This is a genomic window from Streptomyces sp. NPDC086989 (genome assembly GCF_044745505.1).
Classification (GTDB): Bacteria; Actinomycetota; Actinomycetes; order Streptomycetales; family Streptomycetaceae; genus Streptomyces.
In genome coordinates this window covers 128,683-153,236 of record NZ_JBIVAL010000015.1, presented here as the reverse complement: position 1 = coordinate 153,236, position 24,554 = coordinate 128,683, and the positions used below count along the sequence as shown (strand labels likewise).

The following is a 24,554-nucleotide window of genomic DNA, read 5'->3' as shown; positions in this document are numbered from 1 at the left end:
GCCTGTCGCGCGGTTCCCGGCGCGATCAGGTAATCAGGAACGGTGAACAAGGACGCGACCGACCCCTTCGTGCACGTCCGGGGCGCCAGTGAGAACAACCTGCGGAACATCGACCTCGACGTTCCGCGGGACGCGATGGTCGCCTTCACCGGCGTCTCCGGTTCGGGCAAGTCCTCGCTCGCGTTCGGCACGCTCTACGCGGAGGCCCAGCGGCGCTATTTCGAGTCCGTGGCACCGTACGCCCGAAGGCTGTTGCAACAAGTCGGCGCACCGCACGTGCAGGAAATCACCGGACTGCCACCGGCTGTGGCCCTGCAGCAGCGGCGCGGGGCGCCCAGCTCGCGCTCGACGGTGGGCACCCTCACCACGCTGTCCAATCTGCTGCGCATGCTGTACTCCCGCGCCGGCACCTATCCGCCCCGGGCCGCACGGCTGGAAGCCGAGTCGTTCTCGCCCAACACCGTGGCCGGCGCCTGCCCGGAGTGCCACGGACTGGGGGTCGTGCACGACGTCGCCGAGGACCTGCTCGTACCGGATCCCTCGCTGAGCATCCGCGAGGGGGCTATCGCCGCGTGGCCGGGCGCCTGGCAGGGCGCCAACCTCCGCAGTGTCGTCAGCGGCCTGGGAATCGACATCGACCGACCGTGGCGCAGGCTCAAGAAGCGGGACCGGAACTGGCTGCTGTACACGGACGAGCAGCCCTCCGTGTACATCGAGCCGGAGGAGGACCGCATCGACTACGGCTACCAGGGCAAGTTCTGGAGCGCCCGCAAGCACGTCATGCACGTCCTCGCCGACTCCAAGAGCGAGAAGATGCGCGAACGGGCGCTCCGGTTCGTCAGGAGTGTGCCCTGCCCCGAGTGTCACGGCAGCGGACTGCGGCCCGAGGCGCTCGCCGTGACCTTCGCCGGACGTTCCATCGCCGAGATCAACGCGATGCCGCTCACCGAGGTCGTGGCCCTGCTGCGGCCCGTCGCGAGGCGGTCCGAGGCCGACGCCACCACGTCGACGGCGCGATCCGGTGAGACGACCGAGGTCGCGGTACGGATCTGCGGCGATCTGGTCGCGCGGGTCGAGGTACTGCTCGACCTGGGCCTGGGATATCTCAGCCTCGGGCGCCGCTCGACGACCCTGTCGCCCGGCGAGGCGCAGCGCCTGCGGATCGCCACCCAGCTGCGCTCGGGGCTGTTCGGCGTCGTCTACGTCCTGGACGAGCCCTCCGCGGGCCTGCACCCGGCTGACGCGGAGCCGCTGCTGGAGGTGCTGGAGCGCCTCAAGGCGGCGGGCAACTCGCTGTTCGTCGTCGAGCACGACATGGACGTCGTACGGCGGGCAGACTGGGTGGTCGACATCGGCCCCGGCGCGGGCGAGGGCGGCGGCCGCGTGCTGTACAGCGGCCCGGTCGCCGGTCTGGAGCGGGTGGCGGAGTCGGCCACGAGCCAGTACCTGTTCGGGCGCGTCCAGCCGCTCGGTCACCGCCCGCGCACCCCGCATGGCTGGCTGCACCTGAGCGGCGTCTCCCGCCACAATCTGCGCGACGTGTCCGTCGACGTACCGCTCTGCGTACTGACGGCGGTGACGGGCGTGTCCGGTTCCGGAAAGTCGACACTGGTGACGCAGGTGCTCGCCGAGGTCGTCCGCGGCCACCTCGGACTCGTACCCGAGGAGCCCGATGAGGCGCAGCTGGTCGTTGACGTCCAGGACACGTCGGGGGTCGAGTCGTTCGACCGGCTGGTCCGGGTCGACCAACGGCCCATTGGCAGAACGCCACGTTCCAACCTGGCCACGTACACGGGGATGTTCGACGCGGTGCGCAAGCTGTACGCGGCGACGGACGAGGCCAGGGCGCGCGGCTACTCGGCCGGGCGGTTCTCCTTCAACGTGCCCGAAGGACGGTGCGAGACCTGCCAGGGCGAAGGATTCGTCGCGGTGGAACTGCTCTTCCTGCCCGGCACCTACGCACCGTGCCCGACCTGCCAGGGTGCCCGGTACAACGCCGAAACGCTGGAAGTCACCTACCGCGGCAAGAACATCGCGGACGTGCTGGGGTTGTCCGTCGACGCCGGCGCCGAGTTCCTGTCCGCCGTCCCGGCCGCCTCCCGCAGTCTGGAGACGTTGCGCGAGGTGGGACTGGGGTACCTGCGGCTGGGACAGCCCGCGACGGAACTCAGCGGCGGTGAGGCGCAACGCATCAAACTGGCCACTGAACTGCAGCGAGCCCGCCGCGGCCACGCGCTCTACCTGCTCGACGAGCCGACGGCGGGGCTGCACCCCTCGGACGTCGCGCTGCTGCTGCGGCAGCTGCACCGGCTCGTCGACGCCGGCAACACGGTCGTCCTCGTCGAGCACGACCTGGACACGATCACCACCGCCGACTGGGTCATCGACCTCGGGCCGGGCGGCGGCGACGCGGGCGGGCGGGTGGTCGCGGCGGGCCCGCCGGCCAAGGTGGCGAGAGCCCGCCGCAGCGCTACCGCGCCCTACCTCGCGGCCCGGCTCGCGCGCTCCTGACGACGGCGCGAGGGGATGAGCACCGGTCAGCCGGGTTCGGGGCGCGGGGTCGCGCGCGTCGCCATGCTGCGTTCCAGCTTGTGGCGGACATCGTTCGCGCGACGTGATGGGCGTGAGTTCGAGTGTGACTGCCCGGCCGGGTGATCTTTCGGCGGTCTGGGTATCAAGCCAAGGGTGATCGGCGAGCGAGGAGGCGGACTTCGCATGGGGGCAGCGGAGGAGCAGGACCATCAGGACGGCGAAGGCTGGCTGACGAAGGCCGAAGTCCGGGAGATGTGGCCGCAGATCAGGCCGATCAGCATCACGGCCGTGGCGCGGGCCAACAGCGTACGCACCTCGACTGTGCGCTCCCCGGACCCGACCGGCGAGCCGGCCTACCACGCGGCCGACGTACGCCACGTGGCCGCGCGGATCGCCCGGGGTGAGGCCGATGTCGCGCCCTGGCAGCGCGCCGACTCCGACGCTGCACGCGACGACGCCGCACCCGGCCCACCGGTTCGGCATTCCGCCGGTTGGGGGCCCGAGAACGTGCCAGGGCTGATCCTGCTGGCAATCATCGTGGGACTGATGCTCTGGGGCCTGACCTCTCCCGACAACCACGGCACAGTAACGGGCTTCGTGCGCTGAGTGCGCTTGCCCTCTGGTCGTCCACCTCGAGGCCACTGATCCGAAGTGAGCTCGATGAGGATGTGCTCGCCTGTGTCGCGTCGTGACAGGTTCCCAGTAGACGCCGGCCCGGCCCCCCTCGCGCTGTGGCCAGTGACCGAGACGGGGCGGGCGGCCTCGCCGGGTGTCTCCGTCGGCTGCCGGAGTCTGGACCAGGTCGTGCAGTTCGCCGGGAGACATGCCGGTCAGCGAGGGGTCGGTCAGCAGGGCCGGTGCGAGACGACAAGCCCTGCGCGGCGACCGAAGGCGGGAGGCCGCCCCCGGCAAGTGCCGAGCCGCAGGCGGTTCGCGGGTCAGTGGTGCGGCGAACGCATCACCTGCCGCATCCGGTCCTCGCCGGCCCGGATCCGGGGGCGTCGGTGTGCGGCTCGGCTCCGGACGCCCGTGAGCGCGGCAGCGAGGCGGGCCGTCAGCAAGCTCATGAGGGCTGCTCCTTCTGCGCCGCGGGCTTCGCCAGGGCACGGAAGCGGTCCCACTGCACCGTAGGCCGGGACAACCCCCGGCGCTCCAGGTAGCGGTCGGTGGAGCGCTTCGTGTGCCGCAGGACGCGGAACGCGTCCATCGGCCGCCCCGACCTCATCGGTTCGACCACGGCCGACGGGACCAGCAACCAGCCCTCGTCGGTGCGCCTCAGGTCCCCGCGGAGGGAGGCGTTGTACATGTGGTTGAGCCGCTCGTCGTGCCGGTGCACGAGCAGCGAGGCAGGCCCGCGTTCCACCGCGCAGTCGGGCGGCACGTCCACCAGGTAGCCCGCCGGGGTGGGTCGCGGCCGGGTCCGGGCGAGCAACGGCGCCCCGGTGGCGTCCCGCGCGGCCAGCACGGCCGTGGGGAAGCGGCTCAGCTGCGCGGCGCCGCACAGCGCCTCGGTCCCTGTGACGGCTGCCGGTGCGCCCGGTTCAGACAGCGCGGCCAGGGGCGGCCGTACGGTCATTTGCTCGGGCTCGATGGTGATGAGGAGCCGTAGGTAGTACCACTGCATCAGTGGCCGCATGGGCAGCGAGAGGTACGAACGGCTGTGCGGCTGTCGCTCGAAGAGCATCCGCCAGTACTCCTCCGCTCCTTCCGGGCCGGTCATGATCTCGTCCGGGCACTGGGCCCGCCCTCCCACGTAGACCTGCGGGGCGGCATCGAGGCCGCTGCCCGTCGGGTCCGAGAAGAGCAGGGCGACCCTCCCGTCCCGGCGCACGTTCAGCGCCTTCTGCGCGAAGGCCAGGGAGGTGGTCACCAGGAGGGTCCCGTCCGGGCGCCGGGCCACCGCCGTGGGCCAGGCCAGCGGGGTTCCCTTCTTGCCGAGGGTGACGAACTCGCAGGTCCGGTAGGCGTCCAGGGCCGCGGGGGCGGAGTCGAGTACGGTCATCGCGCCGCGCCACCGTCGAGCTCGAAGAAGGTGGCCCTCAGGGCCCGGCCGGAAAAGGCGTACTGCCTGCGTCCGACCGCCGTGTACGCGGCCGGATGCGCACCGACACGTGCGGCGCGGGCGTTCGCACCCTGCGGAGCGGTCCGGACCAGCCGCGACAGCAACGCCGACTCGCGGCGGAAGGCGCGGTGGAGCAAGACCATCTCGCGGATGTGGGGTCGTTGGGAGGTGGTGCTGGGGGACACTCTCGGTCGCTCCATGGATCACATACGGGGCAATGGACGTACCGAAACTGCCCGCCGCCACTTGGTGTTGGCTTGGCGAACACATGGGCCGTCTCTACGTACCGTGCCGCAACCGCCTCCGACCTGGGCGTTCAGCCTTCGTTGACGACTCGTTCCCGCCACCTCCGGTAGATTTCCGGACGTGTTGCGCATACGAGTGCTGGGCTCCTTGGAGGCCGAGACGAGAGGAACGCCGATCCCCCTGGGAGCGCCGCGGCAGAGGGCCGTGCTCGCCTGCCTGCTTGCGGCCCGGGGGGCGGTGGTGTCCGTCGACCGGCTTGCCGACGACTTGTGGCGCGGCACCCCGCCGGCCAAGGCCACCGTGTCACTGCATGCCTACGTGTCCAACCTGCGCCGTGTGCTCGAACCCGATCGGCCGCCGCGCACGCCTGCGACGGTCCTGGTCACCTCCGCTCCGGGGTACGCCCTGCTCCTCCCCCAGGACGCTGTGGACGCCTGGCGGTTCGAGGACCGGCTGGACCGGGCGCAGCGCGCCCCGGCCGCGCAGGCACGGGAACTGCTGGCCGAGGCGCTGGCCTGGTGGCGGGGCCCGGCCTTCCAGGAGTTCTCCGACGAGACGTGGGCCCGGCCCGAAGCCGCCCGGCTGGCCGCGCTGCGGGCGGACGCCCGCGAGCTGGCCCTCGCCGCGGACCTGCGCACCGGACACACCGTCAGGGCAGCGTCGGCCGCCGCGTCCCTGGTGGGCGAGTACCCGCTGCGGGAGGAGGGCTGGCGGCTGCTCGCACTCGCCCACTGGGCGTGCGGGCGGCGCGCCGACGCCCTGGCCGCGCTGCGCCGGGCCCGGGCGGTGCTGCGCGAGGAGCTGGGCTGCGATCCCTCCCCCGCCCTGGTCGAGCTGGAGCACGCCCTACTCGACCAGCGGCTGGACGTGCTGCGCACGCACGTGCCGGAGCAACGGCCCGGCACCGCCGAACCGGAGCCGCGTACGGAGATCGACCGGCCCGCCCACGGCAACGCCCGGAGCTCCGGCCCCCTGCCCGTCGGCCGACCGCCCCTCTTCCTCGGCCGGCACGAGGAACTCCGCGCCGCCGACACCGCGGCACGACAGGCCCGTACCGCCGGCGGACTACTGCTGGTCACCGGCGAAGCGGGAGCCGGCAAGTCCGCCTTCCTCGACCGGTTCGCGCACCGGCTGCGCCGCGAGGGCTGGACCGTGGTGACCGGCCGCTGCCCCGGGCAGGAGGGGGCTCCGCCTGCCTGGGCGTGGGTGGAGGCACTCGGTGCGCTCGCCCGGGAGGTGCCCCCCGCGCACGCGGCGGACCTGGCCGTACTCCTGCACGAGCCGGAAGGGACGGCCGCCGCCACGCGCGACGAGGCGGCAGCCGACCGCTTCCGTACGCACCGCGCCTTCGCAGCGTGGCTCACCGCCGCCTCCGCCGGGCGGCCCCTCGCGGTGCTGCTCGACGACCTGCACCGCGCCGACGGGGAAACGCTGGCCCTGCTCGAAGCAGCCGCCGCGGTCACCGGCGTCCCCTTGCTCACCACTGCCTGCTACCGGCCCGCCGAGGCGACGGACCGGCTGGGCAAGACCCTCGCGCAGCTCGCCCCGCGCCTCCCGCACCGGATCGCGCTCGGCGGACTCTCGGCGCGCGACGTCGCGACCGTCGTCGGCGCCGTCTGCCGCGAGCCGGTCGACCGGGCGACCGTGGCCACGATCACGGCACGGACCGGAGGCAATCCGTTCTACGTCTGGGAGAGCGCGCGCCTGCTCGACAGCGAAGGGGCGCTGGTGGCCCTCTCCGAGGTCCCCCAGGGCGTCCGGGACGTCCTGCGCAGGCGCCTGGCCCTGCTGCCCGACGCCGCGCTGGCGGCCGTGCGTCTCGCCGCCGCCGTAGGGGTGGAGGCGGACGTCGCCCTGCTGGTCGAGGCGTCCGACGCGGACGAGGAGACCGTACTCGAAGGACTCGACGCCGCACTCGCCGCGGACCTGCTGACCGAGGCGGGACCCGGCCGGGTCGGCTTCGTGCACGCGTTGGTCCGCGACACCGTCTACGCCGACCTGTCCGGCGTACGGCGATCCCGGCTTCACGACCGCATCGCCCGGACGCTGCACCGGCAGCGACCCGACGACCTGGCCGCGCTCGCCCACCACTTCGCCCGATCCGGCAGCGCCGTGAACGCGCCGCTGGCCGTCGAATACGCCCTGCGCGCCGCCGAGCTGGCGGAGCGCCGGTACGCGCACGACGTCGCGGTCGGGCTGATCGCACAGGCGCTGGACGTGCACGGCGCGGCCACCGCCGACCCGTACGCGGACCCCGACGCCACCCTCGCCCTCCTGATGCGCCTGCTCGGGGCGCAGCTGCGCGCCGGCGCCACGGCAGCGGCCCGGCGCACCCGGCAGCGGGCCGTGGACCTCGCGGTACGGGCCCATCGGGACGACCTGGTGGCGGCGGTCTACGGGGCCTGGACAGAGCCCTCACCCTGGCGCAGCCGCCTGGAGGGGTTCTTCGACCGGACCGCGCTGGCCCGTCTCGAACGGCTCGCCCGCGACCACTCCCTGGACGGGGCGACACGGGCCCGCGTGCTCCAGGTCCTCGCCGACGCCGTGGCCGGCGAGGACGCCGCGCGTGCCGGCGACGCCGCCGACGCACAGCTGGCCGTGGCCCGCTCCGTCGGCGGACCACGGCTGCTCGCCTCGGCCCTGATGACCTCGGCGAAGCTGCTGCCCTACGAGCTGCAGGGCGCCACCCGGCCGCCGCTCGTCGCCGAACTGCGCGGGCTCGCCGCGGAGCACGACCTGCCCGCCCACCGCTGGGTGTGCGAGCACCTCGATGCCGTGACGGCGGCCGTCCGCAACGAGCCCGCAGCCGTCCACAAGCACACGACCGCGGGCTTGGATCTCGCGCACCGCTACGGGATGCTGTGGGCCCACGGCATCAACGTCACGACCCTGGCCATGCTCGCCGCCATCGCGGGCCGGTTCCGGGAGGCGGAGGAACGGTACGCCCAGGCGGAGGAGCTGTTCCAGCGGGTCGGGGCGCACCACGCGACCGGCCCGCGCACGCTCGGCCTGTGGACCATCCGCTTCACTCAAGGGCGGACCGCCGACATCGCGCGCAGCGTCCGCGAGGTGCACGAGGCCGTGGGTGCCCCCGTAGCCGTGGCGCACGCTCTCGTGCTGGCCCGCCAGGGCCGGCTGGACGAGGCACGCGACGTAAGCTTCCCCCCGCAACCGGTGACGGACCACCTCTACGGCATGGAGCTCGACTACCGCAGCGAACTCGCCGTCCTGCACGCCGACACCGACGCCGCGGCCCTGCTGGTCGAGCATCTGCGGCCGGTCCGGGACCAGTTCGGCGGCGCGGCGAACGCCGCCTACGCCACCCGCCCGCTCGCCCATCCCCTGGCCGACCTGCACCGCCTCCTCGGCGAAGACGGAGCCGCGGCCGCTGCCTACGCGCTGGCCGAACGTGTCGCCCTGGCCTGGAACGCCCCCCACCACGCCCACGCCGCACGCCGCGCAGCGGCGGACATGGCGGCCGACCGTGATCGGCGCCGGACGTTCGCCCTGTGACGTAGCGCTTCTGTTCGTAGACCGTCTTCCCCAGCCACGAACCGTTCGGGCAGGTCACGCCACCTGAACGCCGGTCCGCACCGGGTGCAGAAGCCCGTCAATCCCCTGCCGGTGATCCCGCCACCTGCCACAACGCCTGTTGCTGACCGGCAGGAACGGCCACAACAGTTCCCACTCGGCATCACTCAAATCACGCCGCCCCATGTACACATCAACGACCTTGACGCAAAGCAGTCACATGATCGGCCGGACAAGTCCTGGCGGGAGCCGCGCGCGCTCGCCCGGTTCGCAGTGGCCTGGGCGGTGAACCAGCCGCAGCCTCAGGCCGCCCGCGGAGGCCTCAGACGAAGAAGGTGCTCCCCGCTGGAGGTCACGTCGTCCGGCCGCGGCTAGGCGACGAGTTCCATCAGGGCCTGCTTCCCCAGCAGGCGACGGCGCGGCCAGGGCCCTGTTGCGGATCGGCCACGCGAATGGGCCCAAGGCGGGAAGCACGCTCCCTGAGCCTCAGGTCGTCTCTCAGCGCTTTCAAGAGGACCAGCGCTGCCTCGGCATCGCTTCACGGAACCCGTGCGCCGATGCGCCGTGTCGTGATCCGCTCGTAGGCGTCGGCCCACCGTCGTGTCACGCTCGAGCCGGGCATGGCAACCGGGCACGCCCGGGGGCTCGTGGTTCTCCTTCCGCGCTATAGGGCTCAGGTCATGCCCTCACCCTTCGCTACTGAATGGCTGGTTCATCGGTGATGATCAATGCATGAACCTCACCAGTCGGCGTAGCGTGCTGACATCTGCGGCTGCCACGATCGCCGCCCTGCCCCTACTCAATGACCTGGCCGGGAACGGCACTGCGGCTGTGGCCGCGGAGGGCCCGACCATCCCGCCCCGGGAGCCCCTCCACTCGAACACAGATCTTTACAGCAGCACTGACTTCAAGGAGGGTACTGACTGGGTACGCCGATTCCGGTGCGGCGGTCAGCCAGAGCTCGGTGACAATCAAAGATCATCCAGCATGGCCGTCCGCAGCACGGCGGTCCTGGCCCCTCACGGCGGCGCCATTGAGGCAGGGACGAGCGAACTGTGTCTGGCCATCGCCGGCTACTCCCACAAGGAGGGCCCGGCCGCTGCCATGCCATCCGCCGTGCCCGGACTCGTCCAGCGGGACTACTGGATGTTCGAGGCGCTCGTCAACAACGACGCGCTCCACATCACCTCGACGCTTTGTGACGACCCTGCGGCCTTGGCCGTCTGCACGAACAACCTGTACGCCGTCTCCCTCCACGGCTTCAGCCCCAAGAAGGGCCCGAAGAACCAGATCCTCATCGGCGGCCGCGACCGGCGGTTGATGGAAAACCTGGCCTGGGCGTTCGACAAGCATGGCCTCAAGCCCCTCAGCGGCAACGACGATCTGTCCGTCACGGTGACCCTGGCAGCGGCTGACTCCGAGCTCAATGGCGATGACGTCCGCAACTTCGTGAACCGCACCCGTACGGGTGCCGGCGCCCAGCTTGAAATTTCCACCGAACTCCGGCGCACTATGTTCGGCACCTTCGACGGCGCGGAAAACCGAAGGGCCACCGCTGGCACCGGTTTCTGGAACGGCTTCACCAACGCCGTCCGCGAGGCCATCGACGTCCACGAACTCGGCCTGGCGAAGCCCGCTCCCTCCACCAGCGTCTGACGCCCGCAGGAGCACGCGGCCCGGTGCTACTGCCCCCGGAAAACCGGGCACCGGGCCTCACCTACGCACGCCATATCGGCGCAGGCTGCCACCGACCCCAACCGCCAGCCGCCTGCCCCGTGCTCCCCCTGGGGAGTTGCTCGGCGGCCGCCACCTGGTCCGGCCACCGGTCCCGGACCAACGCCCCGCGCCGGGTCTGCACCACCACCGTGCCGCCCGGGCCGACCGTTCGGCCGGTGCCGCGCCGGGCGCCGGGCGCCGGGCCGAACGGCTCCCGATACCCACCGCCTGCCCGTCGCCGGCGACCGGCAGCGGTTGTCGGCTGCGTTTCGCCCCGCCGCCGTCCCCGCCCGACGACGTGATCGCCAGCCGGCGCTCGGTGCCCGAAAAAGATTTTCGCGGCCCGGGGCAACCTTTCCGGGGGCGGTGACAACTGGGTGGTGTCCGGACAGGCGGTCCGGTCAGAGGCAACGGCTGAAAGAGAGCATCGACATGTTCCCTCGCCCATCCACGTCGTCGGAGGCGTCGCCCGGCGGCCGCGGCCGCCGCGGTCGCGCGTCGTCCCGCTCGGCCGCTCCGGGGCGGCGGCCGACGCATCGTGGTCGTCGGTTGTATCAGCGTCGGAGTTTCTGGGCGGCCGTCAGCCTGGCGGTCGTAGGCGGCTCCGTGGTCGTGGTCAACACGGCCTCGGCGGGAACCGTGGACACGAACGCCTGGTACATGCTGGTCAACCGCGACACCGGCAAAGCACTGGACGACCTCGGCTACGCCACGAACGACGGTGCTCCGCTGGTGCAGTGGCGCCGCACCGGCGCGGCGAACCAGCAGTGGAAGTTCATCGACGCAGGTGACGGGAACTACCGGTTGCAGAACCGGCACTCCGGCAAGGTGCTGGACGACTACAACTGGTCGAAGACCGAGGGCTCCGAGCTGGTGCAGTGGAGCGACCTGAACGGCGCCAACCAGCAGTTCCACATGGAGAAGTCGCCGGACGGCTACGTGCGTCTGATCAACCGCTTCAGTGGCAAGGCCGTTGAGGTCCCGGGCGGCACCAAGGCCGACGGGGCCCACATCGCCCAGTACCACGACTGGAACGGCCCCCAGCAGCAGTGGCAGCTCGTCCCGGCCGGTAGCGCCAGCGGCGCCGGGAACACAGGGAGCTCGGGCAGCAGCGCCACGCCCACCACCCCTGCCACGCCCGGCGGCAGTCGGCCGGCGAGCCAGGCTCCGAGCGGTACCCACCCGACGTCGACGCCGCCGACGCCTACCGCCGGCGGCAGCGGCACCTCGACGAAGAGTTTCATGGGCAGCAACACGGTGCTCATCGGCGGCTCGATGAACGACGCCTCGGCGAGCGCCGCGCCGTTCGACGTGCAGTACGCCTATGTGCACAGCCAGCCCGCACCCTCGTCGGACTACTACACGGCGGCTCGCTGCCAGGACGCGTGGACGGGCTGGTGGGGCTGCTGGAACGGCAGCACCACGGCACCCGGCACGTACGTGACCTGGCGGGACGCCAAGGCGGCCCAGCAGACCTACCAGGGCAAGCCGCGCCCGCAGAAGTTCCTCTGGACCTGGTACTCGCTGCGCGACCTCGGCGACGCGGCGGGCCAGGGCGACGGTCCGGGCGAGGTTCAAGCCATCAACAGGGCCGACCTGCTCACCCGCTACATGAACGACTACCGCTTCTTCCTCCAGAAGATCGGCACCTCGCACGACATGATCGACATCGAGCCCGACTTCTGGGGCTACGTCCGGTCGCTCGGCAACCCGCACCAGGTCACCGCGCAGGTCACGGCCGCGAATCCGACGGACTGCGGATCGCAGGAGAACAGCGCTGCGGGCCTGGCCCAGTGCCTGATATCGATGGCGCACAAGTACGCGCCGAACACGGGCGCCGGGTTCCACCTCACCTGCTGGGACTGGCAGAACAACACGCAGGCCTGCGTCAAGGACTACGCGGACCTCGGGGCGAAGAACGCCGACTTCCTGGCCACCGACGTGGTGGACCGCGACGCGGGCTGGTACGCCCTGCCGGCGAACGGTGGCCGTGACACCTTCTGGAACGACCAGAAGGCCGCCGCCCAACTGGCGTTCTACAAGACGATGGCCGAGTCGGTGGGCAAGCCGGTGGTCCTGTGGCAGATCCCCCTGGGCAACATGGCGCAGAACAACACCCGCAACCACTACAAGGACGACAAGGTCGACTGGCTCCTGTCGCACATGGACCAGGTGGCGAACGCGCACATCGCCGGTCTGCTGTTCGGTGCCGGGCAGCAGGAGCAGACCGCGGTCGAGTCCGACGGCGGGAACCTGATCAACAAGACGATCGCGTACCGCAACTCGGGCGGCACGCCGCTCAAGTAGCCACACGCAGCCGGTCGGCCCACCCTTCGACGGGGCCGCGTTCATCCCCCGTCGTCCCGCCGAGCACTTCTCGGCCGGTGCCGACCGGCTGCCGCTAGCCGTAGCGCGCCGGCCGGGGCGCCGGCAATCTCAGTTCATGGCGCGAAAGCGGGAATGGACGCACAAGAAGCAAGCCCCAGGCCTGTGGCCCGGGGCTCTACCTATCCTTTGGGCCTTCGGCCACACTCTCCGATCAGCCGGGGTGCGACGGTGCCGCACGTTCCGGCGCTGACAGAAGCGACACCTCGTCACATAACGCCTTCTCGTAGCGGCACTCCACCCGTGGATCGCAGCGCCCGCATCGCGCGACAGAGGGTCGATGCGAGACAGCTCGCCGATCCTCCGCAGTCGATCTCGGTATGCCAGCCTTCGCTGACGTCGCCAACCACGCCACCACTACGTGGACGTATCGGGATCGTCCCTGAAATCCATGGTCGCCACGAAGCTGAATTGCCTACGCTCCAACCCATGCGAACCGTCTTCGTGAAGATCGACTCACTAAGCAAAAGTGAGGAGCCCCGTCAGTCGCCGGGGCTCCCTTGATGCGGCGGGCAGACTCACCCGCTGGGCTCTCGCCCCTCAGTCAGGGTGATTCCCGCAGATACAGGGCTCCGCAGCTGTGACAGATCGGCATCCCCGCATTCCCCCAGTCGTCAACGGATCGCAACGCAGCTTCCGGGCTCAACTCTCGACCGCACATGCCCGTCGCCTCTTCCTCGCGCACGACGTGCCAAGTCTTGACCTCCCCATCTTCAGGCTCGGCGCCGTCAACGTATTCCGCTCGAAGTTCGTGCTCCATGCGAGCCTTCCAATCGCCAGTCATCCGGTGGACGGACCTGCCTCTGGTCAACGAGGCAAGAGCACAGACTTTAGGGACGGCGGGCCCCTGCGGAGGGACGCAAGCGCATATGCCGCCCGTTAGGGGCAGACTCTGGCCAGTTCGCGACTGGCGGGCGCACCGCATCAACCGCGGGAGCCCGACAGGAACCTGAACGGCCCTCTTGATTGGTGCAGAGAAGCCACACCCCGACGTGGAAGTGCGGGGTGGGCGTGTCGCCTACGTGCCCACGGGCAAGGCCGGGCGGCGGGCGAAGTACGGGAGCGGAGCGTGGGCACGAGCCCCGTGCGTTGCAGCGCGGGCAGGCCGAGGGCCTCGTGCAGCAGGTCGAGGCAGGTCCGCCGGATGGCGTGGGTCGGCTCCGAGGTGGGCGGGTACCCCCCACCGAGCTGCCGGCTCCGCAGCGCCCCGGCCTCCGCGAGACGTACGTACGGGCCGAGCACCGCTTCCTCCGGGAGCCGCTGCAGACTCCCCCGAGCGCCGACCGGCAGCGGGTTGCGGTCCAGCGTCTGCTTCAGCTCCCCGCGGACCATGGCAGGCTGCCGCCGGCGGCCGTCGCCGGCATCGAGGTCCTCGAGGAGCCCGTCGAGCGCGACGAGGGAGGGAAGGAGCGGCACGCGCCGATTGCCGGGTACCGCCCTGCGCCCCGCCGGACATCAAGCGCTTCCGGCTCCGAGGTAAGGGGTTTCTCCACTTTCTGCCCGCTCCACGCACCTGCGCGCGCGAGGGGTTTCTCGACCTACTGGACCCCTACGCGTCCGCGCGCGAAAGGTGCCCCTTTCAGCAGGGGTCAGCGAATCGGTCGGAAGTAGTGGTGGCTGGGGTCGTTCCAGGAAAACCCTGGCTTCACCAGACCAAATTGTGCTGCCAGGGAAGTCACTGGTGGGCCAGAGGTGGACCGCGTGGTTCGTCTTGTTGGTTCCCCTGATGGCTCCCGCACTGCTGGCGTTGTAGCAGCGCCCGACTTCCGGATCAAATTCGATCGGGCGCAGCCCACCCCCATCGCAGTACTCGAAGTAGCAGGAGCCTCCCCCGGGCGGAGGGCAAGCGGGTTCCATAACGCGCCTGCGCCCGGCAGCCCACGCCCAGGCCGTTCGTCGCGAGGGCAAGGATTCCCGCGAGCGCAAGGCGCTTGGCGGTGTGCCGCGGTGTGTTCATGACCATGTCCGGTAAACGAGGGCCAGCGGATCAGTCGAGGACCGACCGGCTGATGGTGGTCTCACGCCCCAACAGCAGGACACGGCGTGCCTGCGAGGGCGCATGGGATCCGACGCACACAATGCCGGTAAATGCCCGATTCATGCGAACAATCCATGCCGAGTTCATGACACAGGAGTGCGTGCAAATGGATCTGGAGCTCACCGACAAAGTCGCCGTCGTCACCGGTGCCAGCAAAGGCATCGGCTTGGCCATCACCGAGGCGTTCCTGCGTGAGGGCGCGCGTGTAGTCGCCGGCAGCCGTTCCGAGACCCGTGAGCTGACCGCGTTGCGTGAGACATATGACGTGGCCTTCGCAGCCGGCGATCTGGCTACCAGCGAAGGAGTGGAGGCACTGATCCAGGCGGCGATGGAACATCATGGCAGGATCGACATCCTGGTCAACAACGTCGGAGCCACCAAGCCCCGCACCGATTTCCTCGCCATCGACGACGCACAGTGGCAGCGGGGCTTCGACCTGAACTTCTTCAGCGCCGTCCGCGCCAGCCGCGCCGCGCTGCCGCACCTGCTTGCGGACGGCGGAGGCGCTATCGTCAACATCAGTTCCCTCAACGCCCGGATGCCCTTCCCCACGGTGGTGGACTACTCGGCGGCCAAGGCCGCGCTGACCAGCCTTACCAAAGCGCTGTCGGAGGAGTTTGCGCCGCGCGGCGTCCGGGTGAACGCCATCGCTCCGGGACCGGTCCGCACCCCGTTCTGGACCGCCCCCGGCGGCTTCGCCGAGGCGGTGGCGGCCAGCGCAGGGACCACTGCCCAGGAGGCCGTGGACGTGGTGGTGCCCCAGCAGACGGGCATCACCACAGGACGCTTCACCGAACCTCAAGAGGTCGCCGACCTCGCGCTCTTCCTGGCCTCACCCCGCGCCGCGAACATCACAGGCGCCGAATTCCTCATCGACGGCGGCCAGACCAAGACGACCTGAGCCCTGGCGCGACGGTGCCGCAAGGGAATCCTGCAAGGGGCTTCATGGCACAACCACTCGGGCGGCTCGGATCGACTTCAGCGCGGCCAGGCCCCAGCAGATGCCCCTTTCGGCCCGGCGAACCTGTGGGGCCACAGCACTAGGGATCCCGTCGCCTCAGCTCGGCCTGCGTGCAGGGTGATGTGGTCCTTTACGAAGCGCCAGTTCGGTTCGCCCTATCCCCTTCCGTACGAGGCCGCTCAAGGACCTTGCTCTTGAAGGCCATCGCGTTGACGTCGTCGTAAAGTGCAAAGTACCGGCTTCATGGCAGAGCCCGACCAGGCCAAACGCCACCCCGTGCCAGTACAGCCAAGCCAGACACCGCCCTCCTGGCAGTGGAGCACCACGCCCGCGTGCGCTCAACCAGCGGAAAGCCGGAGACCTGTCCCGCCATCACTGCCACCCGCCCGCCACTGTTGGCAGACACATTCCTCGCCCGGGCGGACGTAGGGCACCCCGTGCCGGACCACCCCGCCCGCCGTCCTCTCCGGTGCCTCGCAGCATGGCCGGCCGCCAGCGTCACCCGCAGGCCGCCCGCCCCTGAGCGGAACCCGTCGATGATGCGGACCTCCCCCAGCACGCCAGCGACGCCGGCCCGGCGCCGTGAGCCGGCTCACCGACGCCTCGGTCTCCCCCGCCGTAAGGGTGGCCAGTTCCTCGGCATGCTCATCGGTGAACAGCCGGACAACTGGTCCTCGTCGGCGACACCGTCGGCCTTCTCGGCCAGGGCCAGATGGGGGTCGCAAGCCGGAACCGGGACGTACGCCGGATGCACCGGCTCGGGTTCTCCCCACAGGTTCCTTCGGTTCGTCAGGGTGAGGGTGGGTCGTCGAGGGCGAGGCCGGTTCCGGCTATGAAGCCGTTGAGGTCTGGAATCGGTGTTGGAGTCGCTTGATGAGGTTGCGGAGGAGGGTCTCCAGGCCGTCGAGGGGCGACGACGGCGAGGTTGGCCAGGCTGCGTTTGACGTGGGCCACACACCTTCGACCGGGTTCAGGTCGGGCGAGTAGGTCGGCAGAAGGAACACCGTCAGCCAGTCCCGGTCGTCGATCATCTGGCGCATTTTGCGGGAAACGTGGGTGTTCGGCCGGTCCCAGACCGACACGAGCGGCGCCTTGACGAGCTGGTGGACGCCGTTGGGCAAGGCGATGAAATCGCTTTCGCCCATGCTGCGGCGCTTGCCCCAGCCCGCCGGATGGGCGAGGAGACGATAGGACAGGCGGGTGCGGGAGCCGGGCCGCAATGCATCAATCCGGCCACCGACAGCTGCCCCGAGCGGCGCCCGCTCACCGTTACGACCGGGGTGTGTCTGCTTCGTCCCCAGCTTCGTCCTCGGGGCGGTCTGCGGCTGCCAGTAAGGAACGAGCTCACCCAGGCAGAGGGGCAGACCACCAGCGGCGTCACCACGAACCTCATGACTGTCAGTTGGCGACCACCACGGTGAAGCTCTGGGAACCGTCCGCTTCGTACCGGAGCGAGTCGGGGTCGCCGCCGACATGGTCCAGCAGGCTCCGGGCCATGCTGGTGCTGACGCGCCGAGGTTCCTGCGTATCGCCGGCCGGGGGCGCGGTGGGCGCCGTGGGGTCGTAGCGGGGGAGGGCCACGTCCTCGTTGACCGTGGAGGAGAAGGCCGCCGCCTTCGCGGCTACGACCACGCGCACGCGCTTCGGAACGCCCCAGCCCGAGGGCTCGTCGATTAGGGTGAGCCGGACGTTCCCGAGCCCGTCGTCCATGCCCCACGGGAGCGTCCACTCCAGTATTCCGTCCATCGCTGCCGGAATGATGTTGCGCGCGCGCTGATCCTCGATGAGCGGAGGGAAGATCGCGAGCAGGGCCTTCAGGTGCATTAGTACGTTGTTGGTCCAGACGTCGAGAGTCATCGGTCCCCCTTCAAAGGTGCCGTCATCGAATCCGATCCCTGCCCCGAGAGGAATAGTCCGCCTGGGTGGCTCTCCATGACCAAGCTCCCGAGCCTCTGCTCGAACAACTCAGCCGCTTGTAGCCGTACGGTCTCCCGGCACTGCCGTCCCGTGGCGGTCAGGCCGCCCCCGTCCGCATACCTCACGCACCACGGAATAGAGCCCACCCCAAACCCATCGTGGAGCGGGTCGTTGACATGGAACGTCTCGTTCGCGGATCCGGTCCTGCCGGAGTGTCGGCATCGTGAGTCCGGTGGGCCGGAAGACGGCGGCGAAAGTGGTGCCGATGGGCGAGCACGGTGAGACGAGGAGCTGCGGGGCGAGCGGCTCGCGGCCATGCAGACCGCCCTTCCGGAGACCATGGCTACCCACGGCCTGAAGACCACGATCACTTCCGCCACCGCACCATCGAGGCACAGGCCTTCGCGGAAGGCCCGCCACGGGTCGCGGCCCGCCTGCACGCCGTCGACCCGGTCCGGCACCCGGGGCCCCTGGGTCTCCCGATCGCACGAAGGACCGGAACCAACCCGCCAACGAGGTAAGGAGCACGATAGGTGGCCCTTGAACACGCTAGTGCCGCATCAGCGAACCTTCGCCCCGCCGGAGCGAGCGTTCGGTTCGGTTGCTGGTCCGGTGTGCAACTGAGCGGTCACTGGCCGCGTGTCCTTCCGGGCCCAAAACCGTGTGCGAGCCGCCCGAAGGGGCCTTTACCCTCCGGGCATGGATCTTCGCGAAGAACTTCCCAGCGACAGGCAGGCCGTGCGGGATGTTCACCTGCAGGCGTTCGGTAACCATGGCCTGGTCGTCGCCGACCTGGTCGATACCCTGCGGGACACGATCACACCCCAGGACGGTCTCTCGCTGGTCGCCGAGCACGAGGGGCAGGTCGTCGGGCATGTCATGTTCACCCGCAGTCTTCTCGATGCGCCTCGTCGGCTGGTTGACGTGCAAGTCCTCAGTCCTTTGGCCGTGATGCCTCAGCTCCATAAGCGGGGTATCGGCTCGGCCCTGGTTCGACACGGCCTGGGGGTCCTCGCCGAGCGAGCTGTTCCGCTCGTCTTCCTGGAGGGTGATCCGGGCTATTACTCGCGCTTCGGCTTCGTGCCCGGTGGTGGCCTGGGCTTCCGAAAGCCGTCCCTGCGCATCCCGGACGGCGCCTTTCAGGTCATCAGGTTCCCGGAGCATGAGCCATGGATGACGGGGACGCTGGTCTATGCGGAGCCGTTCTGGCGGCATGACGCAGTCGGCTTGCGTGACCCCAACGCCTAGTGATGCGAGCGCCGGTACCCCTGCTTGTGACATGACGCGCCGTTTGGATGCTGGTCCGGGTGGGGTGGTGTCGCCAGGCTGTGCGGGTGGCAGAACGAGTACGCGCCCGCGAGATCGAGGACAACGAGGGCAGGCACCTGCTGCGGATCACCGCAAGGTACTGGGTCGGTGGTGATCTGGAGGCGGGCGCAGGTGGTGCTGCTGTCCGCGCGGGGCAGGCCGGTGGCGAAGATCGCCCAGGTGACGTTCGCCAGCGCGGACCAAGTGCGGGATGTGATCCACGATGTGGTCGGGCGTCACCGAACTCCTGAAGGCCGGGACCATCAAGCGCAACCCTGAGTAACAGAGCATCACATTGAGCTGAGCCCAGTGGTAACACCGCCGACGGCAGGGCACCCACGACAGGGAACAGGCCGGAGCTGGTCTGTACACGGAAGGCAGGTAACGGAGACTTCCGCCCCCTGCCGATGGCCTCGCACGGCACCTGCAGCACCCCAGTGCGGTGGCGACCTCGGCGGCGCCGGGGTAGAACTCGCACACGGGTCTTCGAACGCCGCGTCACCGGAACCGCGAGCACCGGCACCGGCACCGGCACCGGCACCGGCCTCGCCATCGTCCGCTGGGTGGCCGAACTCCACGGCGGCACCGCCCGACTCTCCCCCGCCCCCGGCGGCGGCCTGCTCGCCGAACTCCTGCTCGGCGGCGCGACACGATGAGCCCGCCGATCACGCTCTCGGACGCTCCCGCGGCGCCTGAGCACCAAGGTCCACCTGACCGCGGACGGCGAAGCGGGGGTAAGGCTCAGCCGTGTGCTGAACCGCCGTGCACGGCGGTGACCAGCCAGGAGTTGCTGCGCAGCCACAGCCCGCTGTCCGTCTCGTGGCGCTGCAGGGCAGCCGTCAGCGCCTGGCGCGCGGCGTCCTGCTCGGGTGGGGTCACCTGGTCGAGGAGGTGACGTCCGGGACCGGAGTCCAGGAGGAACGCCGCGGCGTCCGCCGCGTCGGCGCCCCACTTCCCCGCCGCTTCGATGCGCTGCACGTTCACCTCCTCGAACCCGCCCGCGGCGAGCAGGCCGTGGATCCGGCCGGGATCAGTGAGCGAGAACATGCCGGGGCCGTCGGCCTTCCCGAAGCCGCCGATCGGGAGGATGTGCTTGAGCGAGGCCAGTGCTGCGAGCCATTCGTTGGCCTCGGCCTCGGCCGCGCAGATGAAGGCCAGCCGGCCGCCGGGGCGCAGGGCGCGGTGGAGGTTGGCGAACGCGGCGACCGGGTCGGTGAAGAAGGTCATGCCGTACCGGCTGATGACCGCATCGAACGACCCGGCGTCCAAGGGCTGGACCTGGGCGTCTCCCTGCACGAAGGCCGCGTTCGCGATTCCTTCGCGTGCGGCGCTCTCCCGGGCCTTGTCCAGCATCGGCTCCGAGAGGTCCAGGCCGAGCACCCGGCCGCGTGTGGCGCGCCGGGCGGCGAGGCGGGTGGTGCGGCCGGCTCCGCAGCCGACGTCCAGGACGGTGTCGGTCTCGGAGATGGCCGCGGCGTCCAGCAGGGGCTGGTTGAAGCCGTCGTTGACGGCGTCCCAGCGCTCCTGACTGCGGGCCCACTGGGCGCCCTCGTATCCGTTCCACGCCTCGGCCTGCACGGTGTTGGCGAACTGCTCCATGACTGAACTCCCTCCCGCCGGGGCGCGACAGGGCGCCCCGACCCTAGTATGGGCAAGTGCCCAAACAGTATGGGCGAACGCCCATACTTGCAACGGGCCAAGAGAAAGGGGCTGTTGTGTCACCTCGTGGAGTGGCGATTCCGGACCTGCGGGAGCGGCTGTTCGCGGCCGCGGAAAGGGTGGTGGCCCGAGACGGGGCCGCCTCTCTGACCAGCCGCGCGGTCACCGCGGAGGCGGACTGCGCCAAGGGCGTGTTGCACACGCACTTCGCCGGTCTGGACGAGTTCGTCGCCGAACTCGTCCTGGACCGCTTCGCCCGCAGCGCCCGCCAGGCCCAGGCGCTGGAGGCCAAGGTGGGCCATGGCACGGTAGCGGAGAACCTCCAGGAGGTCGTCGGGGCGCTGCTGGACTCCCTGCCCCCGGCGGTGGTGGGCCTGGCGATGACCCGCCCCGCGGCCGCGTCACACACCCGCGAGGGCTTCCAGTCCGGCGCGCCCGCCTTCGATGCGATCCAGCAGGCCGTCACCGCCTACCTTCAGGCGGAACAGTACGCTGGCCGCATCCCCGCCGACAGCGACGCCGCCACCATCGCGCTCGCGCTCGTCGGCACGACCCACCACCTGCTGATGACCCACAGCCCCGGACAGGCCACGGACACCGCGGCGACCACGCAGCGGCTGCTGGCCGTGCTCCTTGGCCGCTGAGGCCCCGCACTTCTGTGGGGGGTCAGCGAGCGTAGCGGGCTGCCAAGGTGTTTACGGTCGCGGCGATGCGGTCGCGGAGTTCGTCCGGTGCCACCACCTCGATGTCCGTGCCCAGCCGCAGGAACTCCCCGTAGGCGTGGTCGATCGACTCGATCGGCACCCAGGCCTGCGTCCACCCCTCGCTCGCAGGCGGCACGCCGAGACGGCGGGCGCCTTCCGGGGTGAGCCGTACCAGGGCCTTCCCGGTGTGCAGCCGGGCCCTGAAGTCAGCCAGGTAGCCCTCCCAGTAGGCGGCCAGGTCGAAGCCGTCCGGGGCGGTGAACTCCTCCAGCGGTCGGATGCCGAGGATCTGGTCGATCCGGTAGGTGCGGATCCCGGAGGGCCCGCCCGCGACCAGGTACCAGCGGCCCGCCTTCAGTACGAGCCCGTACGGCTCGACCCGGCGCTCGATCTCCTCCGGCGCCCGCCAGCGCCGGTACCGCAGCACCATTGCCCGCCGCTCCCACACCGCGGCGGCGGCCGGGGCCAGATAGGGCGTGTGGTCGGCGTCGTTGTACCAGCCGGGTGCGTCGAGCAGGAAGCGTTTACGGATACGTTCGGCGTGCTCGCGCAGCTCCGCCGGAAGCGCGGCATGCAACTTGAGTTGCGCGGTGGCGAGCGCCTCCCCGAGTCCCAGGTCGGCTGCGGCACCGGGGAGCGCGGCGAGGAACGCGGCCTGCGCCTCGTCCGCGGTGAGTCCGGTGAGCCGGGTCCGGTATCCGCCGACCAGCCGGTAGCCGCCCGCGTGTCCGGCGGCGCCGTACAGCGGGATGCCGGCGGCGCCGAGCGCCTCGACGTCCCGGTAGACCGTACGGACGGAGACCTCCAGTTCCTCGGCCAGTTCCCGGGCGGTCATCCGGCCCCGGTTCTGGAGCAGGAGGAGCAGAGTGACCAGCCGACTCGCGCGCATGCCGCCCAGTATCCACATCCACTGACAGCAGATGTCAGGGGACCGTCCCTAACCTGCGACGCATGAACGACTTCGACTTCCTGCACGGCTCCTGGGACGTGGCCAATCGCCGTCTCACCGCACCGCTGGCACCGGGCACCGGAGCCTGGGTGGAGTTTCCGGGCCATGCCGTGATCCGGCCGCTGTTCGGGGGCGCCGGCAACATCGACGAGATCACCTTTCCCACCCTCGGCCGCCAGGGAGTGACCCTGCGGCTGCTCGACCGCCAGACGGGACGCTGGTCGATCCACTGGTCCGACAGTCGGACGGGCCGGCTGGACCCGCCCGTGATCGGTGGCTTCACCGGGGAACGCGGTGACTTCTACGGTGACGACACCCACGACGGGCGCCCGATCCGAGTGCACTTCACCTGGCACCGCCTCGGTCCGGACCACGCCCGCTGGGAGCAGGAGTTCTCCGCCGACGACGGCCGCACCTGGGAGCACAACTGGACCATGGACTTCACCCGAACCGGGCGGGCCGGCGCATGAGCATCGTCGAACTGCGGCAGTACACCCTGCGTCCCGGAGCCCGGGAAACGCTGATCGAGCTGTTCGAGCGCGAGTTCGTGACCGGCCAGCAGGCGGTCGGCATCACCGTCGGCGGACGGTTCCGCGACCTGGACGACCCGAACCGCTTCGTCTGGCTGCGCTCCTTCCCCGACATGGCGCACCGTCGGCGCTCGCTGGAGGCCTTCTACACCGGACCGGTCTGGCGGGAGCACCGCGAGGCGGCCAACGCCACCATGACCGACAGCGACGACGTCCTGCTGCTGCGCGGACCCGGCTACACGCCCGCGCCCAGTGCTCGCGAGGTGCTCGCGACCGTCTGTCATCCGTCCGCGGCGACCGCCTTCGACGGGTACGCCGCCCGGCACTTGAACCCGGGCCACGCACTGCACCGCACCGAGCACGCCCAGAACGACTACCCGCGCCTGCCGGTCCGCACCGGGGAGGACGTCAGGGTCTGGTTCGGCCCGGCGCACCCACCGCCCTGGCCGAGCCGCAGGCTTCGGCTCGAACCGGTGACGACCTGAGTCCTGTCCGGCGGATCCGGTACGGCTCCAACCGCACTTCGGCGGAGGGCCGGCGCACCTCGTAGTGGAAGCATCCGTATGCCACTGCCCTGCCGTGTACGAGCATGACGTCCGGGTCGTTGAACGCATCGTCGAAGGCCGCATCGAAGCCGGTCGTGGCGTCGGCCGGAATCTCCAGCAGGCGACCATCCGCGATACGGCCCCGGGCGTCATGGCGGCGCACGGTACACAGCGCTCCCTGCCGAGCGAAGGGGTGGTCCTCTCCCGAGGTGTACCCACCGCAGCCATCGGCTTGGATGAGGACGGGACCCCGTTCGTCGTACGCGCCCGGACCGGCACCCGTCGCGGCGGCCCAACGACGCAACGGGGGCCCGGCGCATTCGAACGACATGGCCCTTGAAGGAGCGTGCGAGGGCTCACCGGCCGACGCCCAGCTGTCACGTGGTCCCGGAGAAGAACGCCTACGACGCCGTAGCTGACGACCAGACCATCTCGCCAGAGGACGAGGACATACTGGACACGGCGTTCGGATTGACCGCGACCTCGCGCCTGAGCTGTCGGGTGCCGTGACAGACAAGCTGCAGGGACTGCATCCCGAGAGCGGTCCTGCGTGCCGGGCGCGAGGGGCCGCGGCGGCACGGGGACGGCCATGCGCCCGTGCGCGGCCGCCCTCGTTGCGCCTCCGGCCTCGGGTCCTGCCCGAAGCCGAACCTGGGCGAGGCAGACAGCCCTCTGATGAACGCACACAGGGGGTGTGGCGCGCAATGCGCTGCACCCCTGCATGTGTCCCGACTGATCGTCGGCGACCGTCGTCACCAAGTTGGATCCGGTCCAGTACACAACGTGGATGGCCAGGCACCGTGACCGGGTCGGTCTGCAGGAAACGACCGGTGCTCGGGTCGTAGAGGCGCACGCCCCTGAGAGTGAGGCCGGTCAGCGTCTCGTCGGAGCGCTGCTCACCACCCAGCCAGCTGTAGCGGGCCGCCGCCTGTCCGGTACGGGCATTGCCGTACTCGTCGGAGTCCAGCGCGGTGTCGGTCGGCAGGGCCAGAGCCACGTCGCCGTGCAGGTTCACCCGTTGCAAGATCCTGCCGCCGGCCTTCGCAGTGGTGGCGGCCAGGTTGCCGTCGATGCCTCGGATAGCTGGCGCCGGGTTCCGGCGGTCTGCTGCTGAGCCAGGTCGTTGGAGTAGCAGGCCAGGGTGGCCTCGGATCTACTCGCGGCGGTCGTCCGGATCCTGACCCAGGACGGGACGGTGGTCGGGGCGGGCTTCCTGGTCGCCGAGACCGTGGTGGCCACGTGTGCGCACGTCGTCGAGGCGGCCCGGAGCGGCCCGGGCGGTGCGGTACTGCTGGCCCTCCCGTGCGTCAAAGGCACAGAACGCGTGCACGGAACCGTGTCGGCCGAGCTGTGGCGCGGAGCCGAGCGCGAGGACGTGGCGTTTATCCGACCTGTGCACCCACCGGGGCTGGTGGCATCTCGGCGAACTGCAGCACCGTCTCCAGCGCGAGCCGGCCTGGTGGCCCGTCAG

20 protein-coding genes and 2 pseudogenes are annotated in these 24,554 nt (G+C 70.5%); 12 read left to right on the top strand and 10 right to left on the bottom strand.

The window, feature by feature from the left end; genetic code table 11:
- Positions 1-42: 42 nt before the first annotated feature.
- Positions 43-2,511, top strand: a complete 2,469-nt coding sequence (gene uvrA / locus ACIPK4_RS31235; protein ID WP_402318869.1) for an excinuclease ABC subunit UvrA — start codon at positions 43-45, stop codon at positions 2,509-2,511.
- Positions 2,512-2,715: 204 nt separating this feature from the next.
- Complete coding sequence (locus tag ACIPK4_RS31230) at positions 2,716-3,138, top strand: hypothetical protein (RefSeq protein ID WP_402318866.1); 423 nt, start codon at positions 2,716-2,718, stop codon at positions 3,136-3,138.
- Between the two features lie 332 nt (positions 3,139-3,470).
- Here ACIPK4_RS31230 and ACIPK4_RS31225 read toward each other — a convergent pair whose 3' ends face one another.
- From ACIPK4_RS31225 to ACIPK4_RS31215, 3 genes are read right to left on the bottom strand one after another with little or no spacing between them, the layout of a single operon-like run.
- Positions 3,471-3,599, bottom strand: a complete 129-nt coding sequence (locus tag ACIPK4_RS31225) for a hypothetical protein (protein ID WP_402318863.1) — start codon at positions 3,597-3,599, stop codon at positions 3,471-3,473.
- Entirely contained in the window at positions 3,596-4,534 is a 939-nt protein-coding gene (locus ACIPK4_RS31220; protein WP_402318861.1) for a pyridoxamine 5'-phosphate oxidase family protein, read from the bottom strand. The genes ACIPK4_RS31225 and ACIPK4_RS31220 overlap by 4 nt, the downstream gene beginning before the upstream one ends.
- Positions 4,531-4,779, bottom strand: a complete 249-nt coding sequence (locus tag ACIPK4_RS31215; RefSeq protein WP_402318859.1) for a hypothetical protein — start codon at positions 4,777-4,779, stop codon at positions 4,531-4,533. Before ACIPK4_RS31215 ends, ACIPK4_RS31220 begins: the two co-directional genes overlap by 4 nt.
- A gap of 181 nt (positions 4,780-4,960) precedes the next feature.
- Between ACIPK4_RS31215 and ACIPK4_RS31210 the strand changes: the two genes are divergently transcribed.
- The 3 genes from ACIPK4_RS31210 to ACIPK4_RS31200 all read left to right on the top strand — a co-directional run bounded on the left by ACIPK4_RS31210 (position 4,961) and on the right by ACIPK4_RS31200 (position 12,394).
- Positions 4,961-8,353: a BTAD domain-containing putative transcriptional regulator gene (locus ACIPK4_RS31210; RefSeq protein WP_402318856.1), complete on the top strand. Its 3,393-nt coding sequence runs from the start codon at positions 4,961-4,963 to the stop codon at positions 8,351-8,353.
- Positions 8,354-9,358: 1,005 nt separating this feature from the next.
- Complete coding sequence (locus ACIPK4_RS31205; protein WP_402318853.1) at positions 9,359-10,027, top strand: poly-gamma-glutamate hydrolase family protein; 669 nt, start codon at positions 9,359-9,361, stop codon at positions 10,025-10,027.
- Between the two features lie 609 nt (positions 10,028-10,636).
- Positions 10,637-12,394: an RICIN domain-containing protein gene (locus ACIPK4_RS31200; protein ID WP_402318851.1), complete on the top strand. Its 1,758-nt coding sequence runs from the start codon at positions 10,637-10,639 to the stop codon at positions 12,392-12,394.
- 622 nt (positions 12,395-13,016) lie between these two features.
- Here the strand turns inward: ACIPK4_RS31200 and ACIPK4_RS31195 are convergent.
- Complete coding sequence (locus ACIPK4_RS31195; protein ID WP_402318848.1) at positions 13,017-13,232, bottom strand: hypothetical protein; 216 nt, start codon at positions 13,230-13,232, stop codon at positions 13,017-13,019.
- Between the two features lie 1,384 nt (positions 13,233-14,616).
- On the opposite strand from ACIPK4_RS31195, the gene ACIPK4_RS31190 reads away from it, so the two are divergent.
- Positions 14,617-15,411, top strand: a complete 795-nt coding sequence (locus tag ACIPK4_RS31190) for an oxidoreductase (protein WP_402318846.1) — start codon at positions 14,617-14,619, stop codon at positions 15,409-15,411.
- 890 nt (positions 15,412-16,301) lie between these two features.
- Here the strand turns inward: ACIPK4_RS31190 and ACIPK4_RS31185 are convergent.
- Both ACIPK4_RS31185 and ACIPK4_RS31180 read right to left on the bottom strand, forming a co-directional pair.
- A complete protein-coding gene (locus tag ACIPK4_RS31185) occupies positions 16,302-16,691 on the bottom strand; it encodes a transposase (protein ID WP_402318843.1) in 390 nt (129 codons plus the stop codon).
- Positions 16,692-16,869: 178 nt separating this feature from the next.
- Positions 16,870-17,328 (bottom strand): hypothetical protein, encoded by a 459-nt coding sequence (locus tag ACIPK4_RS31180; RefSeq protein ID WP_402318841.1) that lies wholly within the window; start codon positions 17,326-17,328, stop codon positions 16,870-16,872.
- A 759-nt stretch (positions 17,329-18,087) separates the two neighbouring features.
- On the opposite strand from ACIPK4_RS31180, the gene ACIPK4_RS31175 reads away from it, so the two are divergent.
- The 3 genes and pseudogenes from ACIPK4_RS31175 (at position 18,088) to ACIPK4_RS31165 (ending at position 19,352) form a co-directional block, all read left to right on the top strand.
- On the top strand, positions 18,088-18,636 hold the full coding sequence (locus ACIPK4_RS31175) for a GNAT family N-acetyltransferase (RefSeq protein WP_402318838.1): 549 nt from the start codon (positions 18,088-18,090) through the stop codon (positions 18,634-18,636).
- A gap of 86 nt (positions 18,637-18,722) precedes the next feature.
- A pseudogene (locus ACIPK4_RS31170) lies at positions 18,723-18,921 on the top strand (IS630 family transposase); the annotation flags it as partial.
- A 182-nt stretch (positions 18,922-19,103) separates the two neighbouring features.
- A complete protein-coding gene (locus tag ACIPK4_RS31165; protein ID WP_402318835.1) occupies positions 19,104-19,352 on the top strand; it encodes an ATP-binding protein in 249 nt (82 codons plus the stop codon).
- Between the two features lie 85 nt (positions 19,353-19,437).
- On the opposite strand, the gene ACIPK4_RS31160 is transcribed toward ACIPK4_RS31165, so the two are convergent.
- Complete coding sequence (locus ACIPK4_RS31160; RefSeq protein ID WP_402318832.1) at positions 19,438-20,295, bottom strand: class I SAM-dependent methyltransferase; 858 nt, start codon at positions 20,293-20,295, stop codon at positions 19,438-19,440.
- 116 nt (positions 20,296-20,411) lie between these two features.
- Here ACIPK4_RS31160 and ACIPK4_RS31155 point away from each other — a divergent pair, with 116 nt between their 5' ends.
- The gene (locus ACIPK4_RS31155; protein ID WP_402318830.1) at positions 20,412-20,999 is read left to right on the top strand and encodes a TetR/AcrR family transcriptional regulator; all 588 of its coding nucleotides are present in this window, start codon (positions 20,412-20,414) and stop codon (positions 20,997-20,999) included.
- A gap of 22 nt (positions 21,000-21,021) precedes the next feature.
- On the opposite strand, the gene ACIPK4_RS31150 is transcribed toward ACIPK4_RS31155, so the two are convergent.
- On the bottom strand, positions 21,022-21,948 hold the full coding sequence (locus ACIPK4_RS31150; RefSeq protein ID WP_402318827.1) for a helix-turn-helix transcriptional regulator: 927 nt from the start codon (positions 21,946-21,948) through the stop codon (positions 21,022-21,024).
- A 62-nt stretch (positions 21,949-22,010) separates the two neighbouring features.
- On the opposite strand from ACIPK4_RS31150, the gene ACIPK4_RS31145 reads away from it, so the two are divergent.
- Entirely contained in the window at positions 22,011-22,478 is a 468-nt protein-coding gene (locus ACIPK4_RS31145; RefSeq protein ID WP_402318824.1) for a hypothetical protein, read from the top strand.
- The gene (locus tag ACIPK4_RS31140; protein ID WP_402318821.1) at positions 22,475-23,023 is read left to right on the top strand and encodes an NIPSNAP family protein; all 549 of its coding nucleotides are present in this window, start codon (positions 22,475-22,477) and stop codon (positions 23,021-23,023) included. Before ACIPK4_RS31145 ends, ACIPK4_RS31140 begins: the two co-directional genes overlap by 4 nt.
- Positions 23,024-23,069: 46 nt before the next feature.
- On the opposite strand, the pseudogene ACIPK4_RS31135 reads toward ACIPK4_RS31140, so the two are convergent.
- Positions 23,070-23,390 (bottom strand): annotated as a pseudogene (locus ACIPK4_RS31135) (DUF1203 domain-containing protein); the annotation flags it as partial.
- Positions 23,391-24,236: 846 nt separating this feature from the next.
- A complete protein-coding gene (locus tag ACIPK4_RS31130) occupies positions 24,237-24,482 on the bottom strand; it encodes a hypothetical protein (protein WP_402318818.1) in 246 nt (81 codons plus the stop codon).
- Positions 24,483-24,554: the final 72 nt, after the last annotated feature.